Source organism: uncultured Gilvimarinus sp., assembly GCF_963972205.1.
In the GTDB taxonomy this organism is placed as follows: Bacteria; Pseudomonadota; Gammaproteobacteria; order Pseudomonadales; family Cellvibrionaceae; genus Gilvimarinus; species Gilvimarinus japonicus.
Genome location: NZ_CAXAUC010000004.1, coordinates 118,824 through 135,074, shown reverse-complemented (window position 1 = coordinate 135,074; position 16,251 = coordinate 118,824). Strand labels below are relative to the sequence as shown.

The following is a 16,251-nucleotide window of genomic DNA, read 5'->3' as shown; positions in this document are numbered from 1 at the left end:
CTACCTGTTAGCTGGACTGGCGGGCGAACTCTTCAGGAGTCAGCGTTTTCATATGAACAGCGTGAATCACGCCGCTGGCTATCTGATCAGTCAGCAGGGCATACACCATCTGCTGCTTTTTCACAGGACTAACACCGGCAAAGGCAGGGCTCACCACCACTAAATGGACATGACTACCTTCGATCGTCACTTGCGCCTGACTGTCCGCAATGTGGTTTTCGATGAGCGCTTGAATCTCTTGGGCTTGCATAGCTCTCCCATAGGGCTAGGACGACCACAGCAAGAATCTGGGTCGACTAATTAGAAACAGGCGGGAATATTACCGGATTGTAGCGCCCCGCGCACCCTTAAGGGCACGCGGGATTGTCAGAGCAGCGTTAAACTAGCCTTCAGAAGCGTCCCATTGGCCAATAATTTTATCGATATCGCCGCCATATTTATTCGCCAACTGCTGGAACTGGCTGCTAAACGAGCGCCCCAGGTTAACGCCGTTAAGCACCACGTTAATCAGCTTCCACTCACCGTCACGGTTTTTACCCATGGAATAAGACAGCTTGTGAGTCGAGCCTTCATGGCTGACTTGCTGCTCTACCGTCACCCGGCGTGCATCACCGACCGGCTTAGACGGCTCTACCAGCTTAATACTGCTATCGGCGTAGGTCGCAATACCTTTGGCATACGTACTAACCAAATCGGCCTGAAACTTGTCGGCAAAAGCACGTTTCTGCTTGTCCGTCGCCTTGTCGTAGTAATCGCCCATCACCACTCGGGCAATATAATCAAACGCAACCACGGGCTCTAGCGCCGCCATCACTTCGTCATCAAAGCTTGCCTGATCGCCACTTTTATTGTGAACTTGTGCTGCACTGATCAGCTTATCTGTAACCCCTTGTACTAATTGATACGGGTCCGCGCCATCGGCTCGGGCCATTGACGCGACAAGCATAAAAAACACAACCGCCGTTTGTAGCGGTTTCAGCAACGAAAATCGAATCATCTTCACTTTCCTTAACGAGTAAATTACAACAAACTCTTCCCTAGCGAGCGACACAGGCAAGTAAGGTTAAATATAGTACGTACAACTAAACTGGCTGGATTGCCTAGCACCAAAATATACGCCAATCAGGCGGCGAGCGGAGCGCTCGCAATTGCTGTGCGAAGCGGAACACTATACCATTTAGCCCCGCACCAGCCTACAGACAGCATCACAGTAAAATGGTGCCGTCCTTTAGCAAAAATCATCCAGTATTACACCGAGATCACTTTATGACCCAGCTTTGGTTTCCCGCACTTTTGGTGCTCATCGGCTTCGTTGGCCTAATATGGAGCGCGGATAAGTTCGTTGCCGGCAGCGCCGCTATGGCGCGCACCTTTGGCATATCCAAGCTGATCATCGGCCTCACTATCGTCGCGTTTGGCACGTCGGCACCCGAGGTCGTCGTCTCGCTTAACGCAGCACTGCGCGGTGCAGGAGACCTGGCGGTGGGCAATGCACTCGGCTCAAACCTGGCCAACATTGGCCTCGTACTGGGCGCTACCGCACTAATTGCGGTGCTGCCAGTACAAAACCACCTGCTAAAAATAGAGCTGCCGGTTCTGCTGTTTGTCACCGCTCTAGCTGGATGGTTCCTGAGCGACGCCCACCTCTCTCGCCAAGAGGGCTGGGCGATGCTGGCGTTGTTGCCCTGCGCCATGGGGTTGATCATCTGGAGCAAACGTCACCACCCGGAAGAGGTTGAAGACGATATTCCAGTCATGAGCCGGTTCGCGTCAATCGCTTGGTTTATTGTCGGGCTGGTCATCTTGATCATCAGCTCCGATTTACTGGTGCGCGGCGCCAGTGAACTGGCCCTAGCCTTTGGCGTCAGCCCACTGGTTATCGGTCTTACGGTGGTCGCGGTAGGTACTAGCCTACCGGAGCTGGCGGCATCGGTTGCCAGCGCCCTTAAAGGCCATTATGACATCGCTATCGGCAATGTAATCGGCTCTAATCTGTTTAACATTTTAGCGGTAATGGCCATACCGGGCATCATTGCCCCACTCGACATGGAGTCCGCCGTTTTTAATCGCGACTTTCTGGCCATGGGCGCCTTAACACTGATACTTGCCATCGCTTTGTATATCAGCTTTTTAACCCGCCGCAACAGCGGTGGGGCAGCGCTGGGCAAACCACTCGGCCTGCTGCTGCTAGCGCTGTATGCCGGTTATTACGTCCTGCTGTTGGCTTAATGCATTATACTAGCGCCCATCAAAAGCATTAGGAATCACGCAATATCATGACGGAATTCGATTTTGGCCAGTCAGCGCTGCGCACCATTGAGCTTGAGACTCAAGCGGTCGCCGAGCTGCGCGGTCATATTGATGAGCAATTTAGCCGCGCCTGCCGCCAGATTTTAAAGTGCACCGGTCGTGTCATCGTCTCGGGCATGGGCAAGTCTGGTCATATGGGCAAAAAGATAGCGGCGACATTGGTTAGCACCGGCACCCCCGCGTTTTTTATGCACCCAGGTGAAGCCAGTCACGGCGATCTGGGCATGCTAACGCGCGATGACCTGCTTATTGCCATTTCCTACTCCGGCAACTCCCCCGAACTACTGACGCTTTTACCGCTGATTAAACGGCTAGGCGTGCCAATGATCAGCATGACCGGTGCGCCCGAGTCGGTATTGGCGCAAGCGGCCGACGCTCACCTCAGTATCGCCGTCGAGCGCGAAGCCTGCCCGCTGGCACTGGCGCCAACATCCAGCGCGACCGTCACCACAGTGCTAGGAGACGCCCTCGCCATCGCCCTGCTTGAGGCCCGCGGCTTTACCGCCGAAGACTTTGCTTTCTCGCACCCCGGTGGCTCACTGGGGCGCAAGCTGTTGCTACGAGTCAGCGACGTCATGCACAGTAAAGATGAACTGCCGGTCGTTGCAAAGCACGACACCCTAGCCCGAGCGCTACTGGAGATGACCACGAAAGGCTTTGGCATGACCACGGTAGCTGAAGACAGTGGCGAGCTTGCCGGCATCTTTACCGATGGTGATTTGCGCCGCAGTATTGATCGCGGCGTGGACATACACTCGGCGCAAATGCACGAGATTATGAATCACAGCCCGACCACCGTCGCACCCGACACGCTCGCCGCCGAGGCGCTTAACCTTATGGAAACCCGAAAAATTACCGCCTTGGTGATCACGGGCGACAACCGAGTCCCTACCGGCGTTGTCCATATGCACGATCTTTTGCGCGCTGGCGTTATTTAATCGCACCGCGACCTTACACACTCTCCAATACAGCCATTAACTTATGACCGAAGAAACCCTAACCCGCGCACGCCGCATTAAATTACTATTACTGGATGTCGACGGCGTGCTCACCGACTGCAAACTGTATTTTGATAACGCCGGCAATGAACTAAAAGCCTTTAATACACTCGATGGACAAGGCCTCAAATTATTGCAAAAATCCGGCGTCAAGGTGGGTATCATCACCGGCCGCACCAGTGCACTGGTGGCCCGTCGTGCTCGGGACTTAGGCATTACATTATTAATTCAGGGCCGCGAAGACAAATGGCAGGCACTGGGTGAAATGATCGAAGACATGAATATCGAACTTGATGAAATTGCCCACATGGGAGACGACTGGCCCGACTTAACCATCATGACCCGGGTGGGCCTGGCGCTGTCGGTTCCCAACGGCCACAGCGCGGTTACCGAGCGCGCCCACTGGATTAGCCATAACCGCGGGGGCGACGGTGCCGTGCGCGACGCCTGTGATTTAATTATGCAGGCGCAAGGCAGCTACACCGCCATGCTGGCGCCATTTATCGCAACTGAGGACTAAGCCTGTGCGGCCCCGGCAACCCAAATCTTGGATACTGCTTATGTCGATATGCAGCGCGCTGATTTATGGCGCACTGCAATACTCGCCCCGTGACATGCTGTTAAGTGACGAGAGCGCCAAGGCGCAAAAGCAATTCCCGCAATCGTATATGACGGGCATTGTCGATCGCACCTATAGCAACAACGGCAGCCTCAAACACAAAATGGTTGCCCGCTCTGTTACCTCGTTTAGCAATGGCACCATTAACCGCAGCGAAGTGGATCACCCCCACGTCACGCTTTATCGCCAATCGAGTACTGAGCCATGGCAACTTTCAGCCAAGCAAGGCACCAGTGTCAGCAACGCCATCACCCTGCGCGACAATGTGCAGGTATGGAACGAAAAAGGCCAATACGGCTGGGTGACCTTAACCACCGATGATCTAACCATCGACACTGACCAGCAATACGCGCATACCGACAAACCTGTTACCATGCGTAGCGAGCGCGGCACCACTCGCGCTGTTGGCCTCAATGCCGAGCTCGACAACGGACGTATTGAACTGCTATCCGAGGTAAAAGCCACTTATGCCCCTTAATGATATTAAGCGCTATTTAAAGACGGGCTTATTTCCGCGAGTCCCGGCGCTGGCTTTAGCCGCCGCAATGGCAATGATTGCCACAACAGCTCACGCCTTACCCGACGACCGCGAGCAAGACTTTCAGCTACAGGCCGACAAACAACTGTTTGATCAAAAAAATGGGCTAGTCACCTACACCGGCTCAGCGCGCCTCCAACAAGGCTCGTTGATCATCGATGCCGAGCGTATCGTGGTTCACTTTAAAAGTGACAATTCAGTCGCCAAAATCGAGGCATCTGGCTCCCCGGCACACTTTGAACAGCAACCCCAAGCCGACAAAGGCAAAGTGTTTGCCGAGGCTCACGAGATCAGCTACGACCACGACAAGCGCACGGTAACGCTCAGCAACAGCGCTAAAATCGAACAAGACGGCGCGATTATGCAAGGCCACAGCATTCACTATGACTTGGCCCGCGAACTCATCAACGCCCAGAGCGATGACAACTCGAACGAGCGTATCAAAATGGTGATTCCTGCCGGAGCGACCGAAAAATAATATGGCCACTCTTACTGCACACAACCTCGCTAAAAGCTACAAACGCCGCCAAGTCGTCGCTGACGTGTCGATGTCTGTTAGCAGCGGTGAAATTGTCGGCTTACTCGGGCCTAACGGCGCGGGTAAAACCACCTGCTTTTACATGATCGCGGGGCTGGTCAAAGCCGACAACGGCCGCGTCACCCTAGACGAGCTAGACCTGACACACCTACCGATCCACGGCCGGGCCCGGGCGGGCATTGGTTACCTGCCGCAAGAGGCCTCGGTGTTTCGCAAGCTGTCGGTGGCGGACAACATCCTCGCCATCTTAGAGACTCGACGCGATCTCAAAAAACCACAGCGCCTAGAGCAGCTCGAGCAGCTACTGCAGGAGTTTCACATCACCCACATTCGCGACAACCTCGGCATGTCGCTCTCGGGTGGCGAGCGCCGCCGGGTCGAAATCGCCCGCGCCCTGGCAACGGACCCGGCCTTTATTCTACTAGATGAGCCCTTCGCCGGGGTTGACCCTATCTCGGTCAGCGACATTCAGCACATTGTGCGTCACCTTAAGGATCGCGGCATTGGTATTTTGATTACCGATCACAATGTCCGAGAAACACTTGGCATCTGCGAAAAAGCCTATATCGTCAGCGAGGGCCATATCATCGCTGAGGGCAGCTCGGAGCAGGTTCTGGCCAATCAGAAAGTGCGCAAAGTCTACCTCGGTGACAACTTTATGCTGTAAAGCCGAGCAGCCGCACCACCACTTGACAATTTCTATTTTTTGACTTTCAGGCACAAAGATTGCTTAGTACTATTGCTTGGCTTGGTGTTGATGACTAAACTCCACAGTTACAACAACACAATCTGAGTGCCATTGCTAACATTATGAAGCAGTCCCTACAGCTAAAGTTGGGTCAACAGCTCACCATGACGCCGCAGCTGCAACAGGCCATCCGCCTCCTGCAGCTATCGACGCTGGATCTGCAACAAGAGATCCAAGAGGCGCTGGACTCCAACCCCATGCTCGAAGTTGAGGAGAACCTCGACGACAACACTGGTAGCGACCAAAAGGATAGTGACACCGACGGCAAAGATGAACGCCGCGATAACAGCCAGGACGAGCTGAACCCCGCAGACCCAGCGAGCACCCAAACCACCGCCGAGGCGGACGAACCCACCGCTGACAGCGAGTGGAGCGAGTCGATCCCGCAAGACCTACCCGTTGATACCAGCTGGGATGATGTCTACGAGAGTTCGTCGTCAACATTACCCGCCAGTAACTACGAGGGCGACGATAACGACTTCGAAAGCCGTCGCGGCAATACCGAATCGCTCTACGACCACCTAATGTGGCAGCTCAACCTCACGCCCATGTCCGAGCGCGATGAGATCATTGCCCTGGCGATCATTGACTCCGTCGAGCCCTCGGGTCTTCTCAGTAGCAGTATCGAGGATATTTTTGAGGGTTTAACCGCCAATTGGGACGACCTAGAACTCGACGAGGTGCAGGCGGTACAACACCGCTTACAACAGTTTGACCCTTGCGGCACTTGCAGCATCGACTTAGTCGACTGCTTACTGGTGCAGCTGGCCCAATACGACAAAAGCACCCCTTTTTTAGAGGCGGCGCAACTGATTGTGCGCCAGTACTTGCCGTTGCTCGGTAGCCGCGACTACCGCCAACTGATGCGCAAGACCCGCCTCAAAGAACCTGAGTTAGCTCAAGCCGTGGCGTTGATTAAAACCCTTAATCCACACCCCGGCGATGGCATCAGCACCAGCGAAACCGAGTATGTCGTACCCGACGTGTTTGTGGATAAGAAGGAAGGACGCTGGACAGTTGAGCTCAACCCAGACATAGCGCCAAAGCTGCGGATCAACTCCGGCTACGCCTCTATGGTCAAACGCGCCGACTCCAGCCGCGACAACACCTTCTTAAAAGACAACCTGCAAGAGGCCCGCTGGTTTTTAAAGAGCCTGCAAAGTCGCAACGAAACTCTGCTAAAGGTGGCCACCTGTATCGTCGAAAAGCAACGTGGTTTTTTAGAGTACGGCGCCGAGGCCATGAAGCCACTGGTGCTGCACGATATTGCCGAGCTAGTGGAGATGCATGAGTCGACTATCTCGCGGGTCACCACCCAAAAGTACATGCACACGCCACAAGGCATATTCGAGTTAAAATACTTTTTCTCTAGCCATGTGAGCACCGATTCTGGCGGCGAGTGCTCGTCGACCGCAATCCGAGCTATTATTAAAAAGCTGGTCGCGGCAGAGAACCCGAAAAAACCTCTGAGCGATAGCAAAATCACCGAGATGCTTTCCGATCAAGGGATTCGCGTTGCCCGGCGTACAATCGCCAAGTATCGCGAGTCGTTGAATATTCCGCCTTCTAATGAGCGCAAAGGGCTGGGTTAAGACACCGGCCCATGTGACAGAACTTCTAATCCTTGCTATGTTGAAGTTCTGCCAATCGCTCGAGGCAATGCGCTAATACCAAGGGTGCAGCACAACAACTTAGGCAGCAGACAGACACGAGGAGCAGTGTATGCAAGTAACCATCAGCGGCCATCACGTCGATGTCACCGAAGCGATTCATAATCACATCGAATCCAAACTGGAACGACTGACTCACCACAGCGATTTGATCACCACAATCAATGTTACCGTGTCGGTAGAAAAACAAACGCAAAAAGCCGAGGCGAAGATTCACGTTAACGGCAAAGACATTTTTGCTGACGCCGAGTCAGACGATCTCTACACCTCGATTGATGCCATGACCGACAAGCTCGACCGGCAATTAATCAAACACAAAGAAAAACTTCGCAGCCACCGCTAATTAGTTACTAACAAGTTACGCAAAATACTATGCAAATTGCACAGATCTTATCGCCTGAACGTACCCTGAGCCGAATCGAAGGCGTCAGTAAAAAACGTGCCTTAGAAATTCTCGCCAACACCATTGCCGAGAGTATCCCCGGCATGGATGCCGACGAAATCTTTCGCCGCCTGGTCGCGCGTGAGAAACTCGGCTCGACCGGCATTGGCCACGGCATTGCCATTCCTCACAGCCGCCTGCCGGGCTGCGAAGCGACCATCGCCGCACTGATTACGCTCAAAGCGCCGATAGATTTTGATGCGATTGACGGCGAACCCGTCGACGTTCTGTTTGCCATGTTGGTACCCGATCAAGCCAATGACGAACATCTACACACGCTGGCAGCATTGGCCGGGGCGCTCAACGAAAGCGCCTATCGGCAAACTCTGCGCGATGCTGACAGCGGCCAGGCTCTATACGCGGCCGCCATCGCTCACGACAACGGATAGGTAGGCGTGTATGCACCTTGTCATTGTCAGCGGATTATCCGGCTCAGGTAAAAGTACCGCGCTCAATGCGCTGGAAGACTCCGGCTATAACTGCATCGACAACTTACCGATCAGCCTACTGCCAGCCTTAGTCGATCAAATTCAGCTGCATAAAGATGCCGACAACCAAAACTTTGCCATCGGGATTGATATTCGCGATGCCTGGCAAGACCTGGCAATGTTTCCAGTCGCCATCAAGCCACTGCGCGATGCTCGCCTGCCCTTTACCGTTATCTTCCTAGATGCTGATGCCGATAAAATCGTCCAGCGCTTTAGCGAGACCCGGCGCAAACACCCCCTAAGCAACAAACACACAAATTTAACAGAAGCGATTGAAACTGAGCAGCAGCTACTATTGCCTATGCGCGATAGCGCCGACTTAGTGGTTGATACCAGCGCATTAAACGTGCATCAATTACGGGAGCTAATTAAAGAGCGAGTGGCGGAGCCCGACGCAGAGGGTATGGCGGTACTGTTTGAATCTTTTGGTTTTAAACACGGGCCACCCAACAACGCCGATTTAGTCTTTGACGCACGCTGCCTTCCCAACCCCCACTGGGACCCTAACTTGCGCAGCCAAACCGGTATCGATCAGGATGTCGCGCAATTTCTTGACGAACAGCCGCTGGTGCAAGACATGCTGGCGGACGTAAAAGGGTTTTTAGAACGCTGGTGGCCGCATTATCGAGCCAACAACCGCAGCTACATTACTATTGCTATAGGCTGTACCGGCGGCCAACACCGCTCGGTTTACCTGTGTGAGAAGTTGCAGGCTCACTTTGCCAGTCAACTGGACAATGTCCAGGTCAGACATCGCGAGCTTGGCCACTCAACCAAAGAGAGCCATTAAATGCCAGAAAAGTTTGTTACCATCGTTAACCATAAAGGCCTACATGCCCGCTCTGCCGCCAAACTGGTTGCGCTAGCCAAAGAGTATCCCTGCCAAATACAGCTGCAGGCCGCGGATAAATCGGCCGACTGCGCCAGCATGATGGCATTAATGATGCTGGCCGCCGGTATGGGTACCGAGGTATGCGTACGTGCCGAGGGCCCCCAAGATCATGCGGCGGTCGAGGCCATCTGTGCGCTGATTGAAGCGGGATTCGACGAGCAAGACGAATAACCCGTACCACTGCAGCGCTCAGCATGAGCTGCTATAATCGCGCCCCACCCAACACGAGCCAACCGCGACGCCATGACGACAGATTTTGAAGCAGACACTGAAGAATTCGAAGGTCCGAGTAAGTCTCAGCGCAAACGCGACATGCACGTGCTGCAAGAAATCGGACGAGAGCTTACCGAACTCAAAGAGTCGCAACTGGCCAATATCGAACTGCCAGATGAGTTGCGCGAGGCCATTCTGGAGATGGAACGCATTCGCCAGCGTGAAGCCAGACGCCGGCAATTACAGCGTATTGGGCGATTGATGCAGTTGGTCGATGGTGAAGAAGTCGCCGCACAACTTGCCGCGATAAAATCTCAGGGCACTCTTAGCATTCAACGCCAGCACTTAATTGAGCGCTGGCGCGATGAGCTACTCAGTGATGAGGCAGACGCACTGAATCGCTTTATTGCCGAATACCCCAACATCGAGATTCAACACTTACGCCAGCTTATTCGTCAGGCTCGTAAAGCACCAACGCAAACCAAGGCGACGACTCACGCACGCAAGCTGTTTCGTTATATTCGGGACACTTTAGCGCAACACGAATAAAACTGTCGTTTAGCCACCATCACACTATTGCTCTTCGGCTTCGGCCGCACGATCAAACGCCGTCACCGGGTCATCCCAATCGCCAGTAATACTGTAGGTTAAACTGGTCACTTTATTCATCTGCTCTTCGAATAATTTGCTGATGACAAAAACCCCCGCGGCGGCCGGTAACCCCGCCGCCAATGCGGCAATGACCGTCAAATTACCACCCATCGGCAAAGTCGCTACCAAGCGTGTATCAAGCGTTTGATCCACTAAATCCACTGTACCGGTCAGCTGCATACGGCTTGAGGGTGTGCGCAGTAACACCGGCTCAGCAACCACCATTTGGCCCGCATCAAAGTGCACCGCACCGGTGATTTCATCAAAGGTTAAGCCGCTTTTGTATAGATCCGAGAAATCCAACCGCAAACGGCGCGCTAGCGAATCAAAGTTAAATAACCCCATCAGGCGTAACAACCCTTCACCGGCAATGGCCGAGTCTCGGATAAAACGCCCTGACCCAATAACCGTCGCGACATCACCCTCAAGCTTGGCAAGCTCAAACGCGGACGGGTCGCCAGGCCAACTCAACGCCAGTTGATAGACCGCCGACTCACTTTCCAGACTTTGTGGGGCCTCCCACTGACGCATGACGTCCGCCATATCAGTGGCACTTAACTGCGCCTTTAATTGCGTTCTCTCGGGCTCTAGCTGCCAACGCAGCGCGCCACCACCCTCGCCATGGCCGGCGATGGATAAGCCTCTGACGCTGCCGTAGACATCACTCAACACCAAAGCATCGGGATCAGGCTGAACATTAAACTGCCAACGGCCGTAATGGTCGTCGCCTAGCTGCAACTGCTCGATGTTCACCTCCGCCGGGCGCAACCGAGCCAATAACTGCGCAGTTAATAACGGGTGATGCTCAGCCGTATCATCGGATGAAAGTGCGGATTCATTATCGTTCGCGGCAAGCGCCGGAAGCCGCAAATACGAAATATTAAGGCGCGCAGGGACAGCCTGGTCTAGCGGCCAATTCAGCTCGGCGGTTAACACCTCGCTCGACACCATAAAGTCCCACGCTTCGGTTAACTGGCGCACCTGTAACTGCACGTCTTGCACGCTAATGCCAGCCACCGCTTGCTCTTTGATATGGAGATCCACCGAGAGTGGCACACCCAGCGAGGGGAGTTGCGCCGCACCTGAAGCACCCGATTGCGCCGCGCCGAGCAATTGCCTGGAATAATCTCCGTAGCGTTGCAATACCTGCTGCCAAGGATCAAGGTCGATCTGCTCAAGCTGCCCGGTAAAATGCAAGGTAGGGCTCGCGAGCATTTCCGGCTCGCCGCCCAACGCAATAGCACCACCCAGCAATTGCTGAGTGCCGGGCTCGACATGTAAGGTCGCGCGCAATCGATCTAAGTAATGCACGTCGGCCAAAGCCGTTTGCTTTCCTAAAATATAATTAATAACCAGTTGACCCGGCTCACTGGCACTTTTACCCAGCGGCTTGGGCAAATTAACCTTAATGCCGGCAAGGTCGGCGGTAACACCAACGGCCGCCATTAAGTCGTCCTCGTGCCCGCCTTGACCGTCCGCCAGAAATTCAGCTGGCTGCTGGTCACCAGCTGGGTTGGCTTTGCGATGATTCAGTTCAACATGAACATTCAGCGGCACCTCACCTTCGGCAAATAGTAGCGCGGGCTGTTTGCTCCAACGGGCCAATTGTTTAACACTTGCGCGAGTGTCTACCTCAATCAGCGTTCTGCTTTGTTGCTCTAGTTGTTCGGTGCCCAAGGTAATGGCTGTCTCGTGGCCAAAAAGCTGACCGTGCAACCGTTCAGAGCGCAGACCATCATCACTGTTATAAAAAATTCGCCCGTTAAAGTTCTCAAGCTCCAACCCGTAATTATCCAACGCAAAGGTTGATGCATCGACATCAATTTGCAGGTTGTGGTAACTACCCGCCGCGCCGGACGTTAAGGGAATGGTTAAGTCCACAGCGGCATCTAGGTCACCGTGCAGATACCATGTATCCATCGTGTCACCGACGTAATCGCGCAAAACACTCTGACGCAAAATACGCAGCCCGTCGCTGGCAATGCCATCCAGCTGCCCGGTTACCGCCAACACCTTACCGGCATCAACCGGATTATCTTTTAGCGTTACGCTGGCGTTTTTCACATCGCTATTATAAATTTGACCGCGAGAAAAAGACGCGTACAAATCATCATTGTCCAGCAATAAGCGCCCGGTTAAATTGCGGGCGGCGGGCCAATCCGGGTGATAATTAAAGTAGCCCTGGGCAATGTCTAGCGCCAACGCCACATTGTGATCAGCGGGATCTCGACTATTGAGTGCACCGCGATAAATAAACGCGGCATGTGGTGCAACGGCGGGATTATCCGTGCCAATACCGCGCTCCAGGTATCGCTTTACATCATCGGGGACGATCTCAGGTAAATATTTGCGATACTGGCTGGCCGCTATATCTTCGGCACTGACATACACCGTTAAATCTATTGGGCCAGTATTGCGCTGCCAAGGTAACTCTAAATGAAAATAACCTTGCGCGCGCTCTTCACCATCGTGCAACAATAACGGGCCGCTGTTGACGAACACGCGATTTTCATCTGGATGCAGATACCAAGCCACCTCCCCGCGCGCGCCATCAAACCTCATTGGCTCTTGATAAACTCCGGGAAACGCCATGCTAAATCCATCGCGCGAATCGATCTGTACGAAGCCCCCTCGGGCACTCGCTTGGACATAGCCAGATACATCGCTAAAAGCCGGCACTCGATTCCAACTGCCAACGCTAACCTTGTCCAGGTTAGCGGCTAACTGCCAATCGGCCCACTTGCCGGGCATAGCGGACAACTCGAGAGAGTCGATCTTTCCTTTGGCATCGAGGCTAGCCACTAATGCCGCCAATGTAGGGTGCGCCGCCAACAGCTCGCCTTGCTGCAATAACTGCGTCACCTTAGCCAAATTCACACTCGACAACTGGGCACTTAAAGGAGCCTCTGCGCCGGCGCGGCGCGCCACCAAATCCAGCTCAAGGTGCGTATCTTCATCCAGCACCCACAGCGATTGCTGCAAAGCCAGGTGCCAACGCTTAACGCTCGCGAACTGTCCGCTCACCTCGGTGCGAAGGTGCGTTAACGATGCTTCGGCATCCCCCAAAGGAATACTGACATCCGCTAATGTAAGGTCACCCACCACACTGACACTATCATTGCCAATTTTACGACCAAACCAGAGGCTAGCACTGATATCGCCATCGCCCCCCGCCTGTTGATTTTCAAGGCCAGTCTTTTTTAACAAGACATCGATAAGTTTATTGGCGGGAAAGTCTCGCAGCTGCAGGTAGGCATCGGCGGTAAAACGTTTGTCGCGCGGGTCGCCTCGCCCCTCAAGTAAAAAAAACAAAGTATTCGGGTGCTCGGCAACATCCACACGCACCAATAGCCGATGGAAACTACCGCTGTTTTCGAGCAACAAAGATGGGGAGTTAAGGCGTATTTGCTCGCCACTGTCAAAGTGAAAGTCTAAATGCGTTTTGTTAAAGGCAATGCGTCGCGAGGCAAGCAGAATGTCGAGTATTTTATTGTGCAAATCACCGCTGGGGCGCGCACCGTCATTACTAATTCCCTGCAGCTGCCAATGGCCCGATTCATCCTGACGGACAGCCATAGTGCCACCGGCCAGTTCGACATTACCCCATACGGGTCTCCAGGCGAGAACCGAACCCACGATATCCAGTCGCAGCCGAGCGCTGTCCATCGCCAGTAAACGCTCGCCCGTCAGAGCATCTATCTCAATGCCTTGCACATCGAGCACTGGCTGTAAGCCGCTCCAGTCTGCGCTCACCTGAGTTAATTTCACCTGCGCACCGGACTGCTCTGACAATAAGGTTTCAAGCTCTTGGCGGTAGTCGGCCACTAGATACGAAAAACTACGGCCCGCCTGCACCAGCACAGCCAGAGCGATCACCGCCACTGCCAGTATCAAGCACAGTTTTCGCAACACATAGCCCAGTGCCCGCAACATCGGCTAGCCCTCCGCGCTCCGTGTCGCAAGCTGTCCGCTGTAGTACCCGCTAAACCAGCACAATGTCGTACTGCTCCTGCGTAAATAAAGGCTCTACCTGAAACTCGATGGTACGACCAATAAAAGCCTCGAGGTCGGCAACATAGGCGGCGTCTTCATCGAGCAAGCGATCGACCACAACCGAGGCGGCCAACACCAAAAACTTTTCATTATCGTAAGCGCGCGCCTCTCGCAAAATCTCCCGAAACACTTCATAGCAAACCGTTTCGGCCGATTTAACTTGCCCCCGGCCGCCACACACAGAGCAGCTCTCGCACAACATTTGCCCCAGCGACTCACGCGTGCGTTTGCGGGTCATCTCCACTAAACCTAACTCTGACACGCCGGTAATTTTGGTTTTAGAGTGATCGCGATCTAAGGCTTTTTCGAGCGTGCGCAACACTTGCCGCTGGTGCTCGGGGTCTTGCATATCGATAAAATCCAACACGATGATGCCACCAATGTTGCGTACCCTTAATTGTCGGGCAATAGCACCCGCCGCTTCCATATTGGTTTTAAAAATCGTCTCTTCCAGGTTGCGCCGCCCGACAAAAGCACCGGTATTAACATCGACCGTCGTCATGGCCTCGGTCTGCTCGACAATCAGATAACCATTGGATTTAAGGGGCACACGCGAGTCCAACGCCCGCGCAATTTCGTCTTCAACCCCATACAAATCCAGCAGTGGCCTCTCCCCCTGATAGCACTCAATAATATTGATTAACTGCGGGCAGTACTCATTGGCAAACTCGCGCATTTGCGACCATGTCTGGCGCGAATCAACCCGTATTTTTTCGATAGGAAGACGCGCAAGGTCACGCAGCGAGCGCAGTGTAAGCGGCATATCTTCATAGATCACCGCTGGGGCATTGATCGTCGCCAAGCGGTTGCTCAAGTCTTGCCAGAGCTTTTGCAAAAAGGGAATATCGCTCACGATGGCATCAGCCGGAATACCCTCGGCAACGGTGCGCACAATAAACCCGCCGTCAAAGCCGTGTTCGCGCACGCTAGCCTCGACGGCATCGCGCAAGCGCTTGCGCTCGGCGTCATCATCAATACGAATCGACACGCCAATATGAGCGCTGTTAGGCATATAAACGAGATAGCGAGATGACAGGGTGATATGAGTCGTCAAGCGAGCGCCTTTAGTACTGATCGGGTCCTTACTCACCTGTACCAATAAAGGCTGCCCCTCACGCACCAATGTGCGGATATCGGGCAACTCAGTCGGGCGCGGCTCACCCTCGGCATGCTCTGGCACCAACTCCTGAGCGTGAATAAACCCAGTGCGCTCTAAACCAATATCGACAAACGCGGCCTGCATGCCCGGCAGCACTCGCACAACCTTACCTTTATAGATATTGCCCACAAAGCCGCGACCGTGGCTGCGCTCGATGTGCAACTCTTGCAGCACCCCGTTATCTACTAGCGCCACCCGGGTTTCAACCGGGGATACATTGATCAGAATCTCTTCACTCACTGTGCGTGTCCCGCCCGTGTGATTTTGAAGCGCGCATAAGTCATCAACCATCGACTCATTCTGGAGCACCCCAAAAAGGGACATTGTACTTGCTCAACAGGGGTGCTGTCGTCTCCAGCGGCAAACCGACGACATTGGAGTAGCTGCCGTGAATCTCACGCACAAAAACCGCACCCAACCCCTGAATCCCATACCCACCCGCCTTATCGACCGGTTCACCGGTATGCCAATACGCTTCAATCTCGGCGTCGCTCAACTCACGAAAGCACACTTCGGTGCGCACCAGCGCTACATCAAGCTGCTTACCATCGGTAACCGCAACAGCCGTTATCACGGTATGCGCGCGATTAGACATCGATCGCAACAACTGCGCCGCGTGCGCTTTGTTGTGGGGTTTTTCCAGCAGCTGATCGTCGAGCACCCCAAGGGTATCGGCACCCAACACTACTTGTGGCTGAGACGCGTAAGGGGTTGCGCGTGGCCGAGTAGCCAGTAGAGATTGCCAACCAGCCTCAGCTTTAGTTCGAGCCAAGCGAGTTACATATTGCTCGGGGGACTCATCTTTCGCGGGCACCTCCGGCACATCAATGACCACACGGGAAAACGCCACGCCGATTTGACGCAAAAGTTGCGCGCGTCGGGGGGAGCCGGAAGCAAGAAACAATTGAGCGGGAGCGGAGCTCATCACAATA

17 protein-coding genes are annotated in these 16,251 nt (G+C 54.1%); 12 read left to right on the top strand and 5 right to left on the bottom strand.

Annotated elements, in window-relative coordinates; translation table 11 throughout:
* Window positions 1–7 precede the first annotated feature (7 nt).
* Both AACY82_RS09020 and AACY82_RS09015 read right to left on the bottom strand, forming a co-directional pair.
* Window positions 8–250 (bottom strand): BolA/IbaG family iron-sulfur metabolism protein, encoded by a 243-nt coding sequence (locus AACY82_RS09020; protein WP_339616468.1) that lies wholly within the window; start codon window positions 248–250, stop codon window positions 8–10.
* A gap of 132 nt (window positions 251–382) precedes the next feature.
* Entirely contained in the window at window positions 383–997 is a 615-nt protein-coding gene (locus AACY82_RS09015; RefSeq protein ID WP_339616467.1) for an ABC transporter substrate-binding protein, read from the bottom strand.
* Between the two features lie 269 nt (window positions 998–1,266).
* On the opposite strand from AACY82_RS09015, the gene AACY82_RS09010 reads away from it, so the two are divergent.
* The 12 genes from AACY82_RS09010 (at window position 1,267) to yjgA (ending at window position 10,005) form a co-directional block, all read left to right on the top strand.
* Window positions 1,267–2,229 (top strand): calcium/sodium antiporter, encoded by a 963-nt coding sequence (locus AACY82_RS09010; RefSeq protein ID WP_339616466.1) that lies wholly within the window; start codon window positions 1,267–1,269, stop codon window positions 2,227–2,229.
* A gap of 47 nt (window positions 2,230–2,276) precedes the next feature.
* The gene (locus AACY82_RS09005; RefSeq protein WP_339616465.1) at window positions 2,277–3,248 is read left to right on the top strand and encodes a KpsF/GutQ family sugar-phosphate isomerase; all 972 of its coding nucleotides are present in this window, start codon (window positions 2,277–2,279) and stop codon (window positions 3,246–3,248) included.
* 43 nt (window positions 3,249–3,291) lie between these two features.
* On the top strand, window positions 3,292–3,828 hold the full coding sequence (locus AACY82_RS09000; protein WP_339616464.1) for an HAD-IIIA family hydrolase: 537 nt from the start codon (window positions 3,292–3,294) through the stop codon (window positions 3,826–3,828).
* Between the two features lie 40 nt (window positions 3,829–3,868).
* Window positions 3,869–4,405: an LPS export ABC transporter periplasmic protein LptC gene (lptC, locus tag AACY82_RS08995; RefSeq protein WP_339616463.1), complete on the top strand. Its 537-nt coding sequence runs from the start codon at window positions 3,869–3,871 to the stop codon at window positions 4,403–4,405.
* Window positions 4,395–4,943, top strand: a complete 549-nt coding sequence (lptA, locus tag AACY82_RS08990) for a lipopolysaccharide transport periplasmic protein LptA (protein ID WP_339616462.1) — start codon at window positions 4,395–4,397, stop codon at window positions 4,941–4,943. Before lptC ends, lptA begins: the two co-directional genes overlap by 11 nt.
* A 1-nt stretch (window position 4,944) precedes the next feature.
* Window positions 4,945–5,670, top strand: a complete 726-nt coding sequence (gene lptB, locus AACY82_RS08985; protein ID WP_339616461.1) for an LPS export ABC transporter ATP-binding protein — start codon at window positions 4,945–4,947, stop codon at window positions 5,668–5,670.
* A 143-nt stretch (window positions 5,671–5,813) separates the two neighbouring features.
* On the top strand, window positions 5,814–7,343 hold the full coding sequence (locus AACY82_RS08980) for an RNA polymerase factor sigma-54 (protein ID WP_339616460.1): 1,530 nt from the start codon (window positions 5,814–5,816) through the stop codon (window positions 7,341–7,343).
* Window positions 7,344–7,473: 130 nt separating this feature from the next.
* Window positions 7,474–7,764 (top strand): ribosome-associated translation inhibitor RaiA, encoded by a 291-nt coding sequence (raiA, locus tag AACY82_RS08975; RefSeq protein WP_339616459.1) that lies wholly within the window; start codon window positions 7,474–7,476, stop codon window positions 7,762–7,764.
* A gap of 29 nt (window positions 7,765–7,793) precedes the next feature.
* Window positions 7,794–8,252, top strand: a complete 459-nt coding sequence (gene ptsN / locus AACY82_RS08970) for a PTS IIA-like nitrogen regulatory protein PtsN (RefSeq protein WP_339616458.1) — start codon at window positions 7,794–7,796, stop codon at window positions 8,250–8,252.
* Between the two features lie 10 nt (window positions 8,253–8,262).
* Complete coding sequence (gene rapZ, locus AACY82_RS08965; protein ID WP_339616457.1) at window positions 8,263–9,141, top strand: RNase adapter RapZ; 879 nt, start codon at window positions 8,263–8,265, stop codon at window positions 9,139–9,141.
* Window positions 9,142–9,414: an HPr family phosphocarrier protein gene (locus AACY82_RS08960; protein ID WP_339616456.1), complete on the top strand. Its 273-nt coding sequence runs from the start codon at window positions 9,142–9,144 to the stop codon at window positions 9,412–9,414.
* A 72-nt stretch (window positions 9,415–9,486) separates the two neighbouring features.
* Complete coding sequence (gene yjgA, locus AACY82_RS08955) at window positions 9,487–10,005, top strand: ribosome biogenesis factor YjgA (protein ID WP_339616455.1); 519 nt, start codon at window positions 9,487–9,489, stop codon at window positions 10,003–10,005.
* A gap of 24 nt (window positions 10,006–10,029) precedes the next feature.
* Here the strand turns inward: yjgA and AACY82_RS08950 are convergent, their stop codons facing one another.
* Genes AACY82_RS08950 through AACY82_RS08940 form a run of 3 tightly spaced genes read right to left on the bottom strand, consistent with a single transcriptional unit; the run spans window position 10,030 to window position 16,244 of the window.
* Window positions 10,030–14,040, bottom strand: coding sequence for a YhdP family protein (locus AACY82_RS08950; protein WP_339616454.1), 4,011 nt, complete (start codon window positions 14,038–14,040; stop codon window positions 10,030–10,032).
* 49 nt (window positions 14,041–14,089) lie between these two features.
* Window positions 14,090–15,559, bottom strand: a complete 1,470-nt coding sequence (rng, locus tag AACY82_RS08945; protein WP_339616453.1) for a ribonuclease G — start codon at window positions 15,557–15,559, stop codon at window positions 14,090–14,092.
* 55 nt (window positions 15,560–15,614) lie between these two features.
* Window positions 15,615–16,244, bottom strand: a complete 630-nt coding sequence (locus AACY82_RS08940; RefSeq protein WP_339616452.1) for a Maf family protein — start codon at window positions 16,242–16,244, stop codon at window positions 15,615–15,617.
* Window positions 16,245–16,251: the final 7 nt, after the last annotated feature.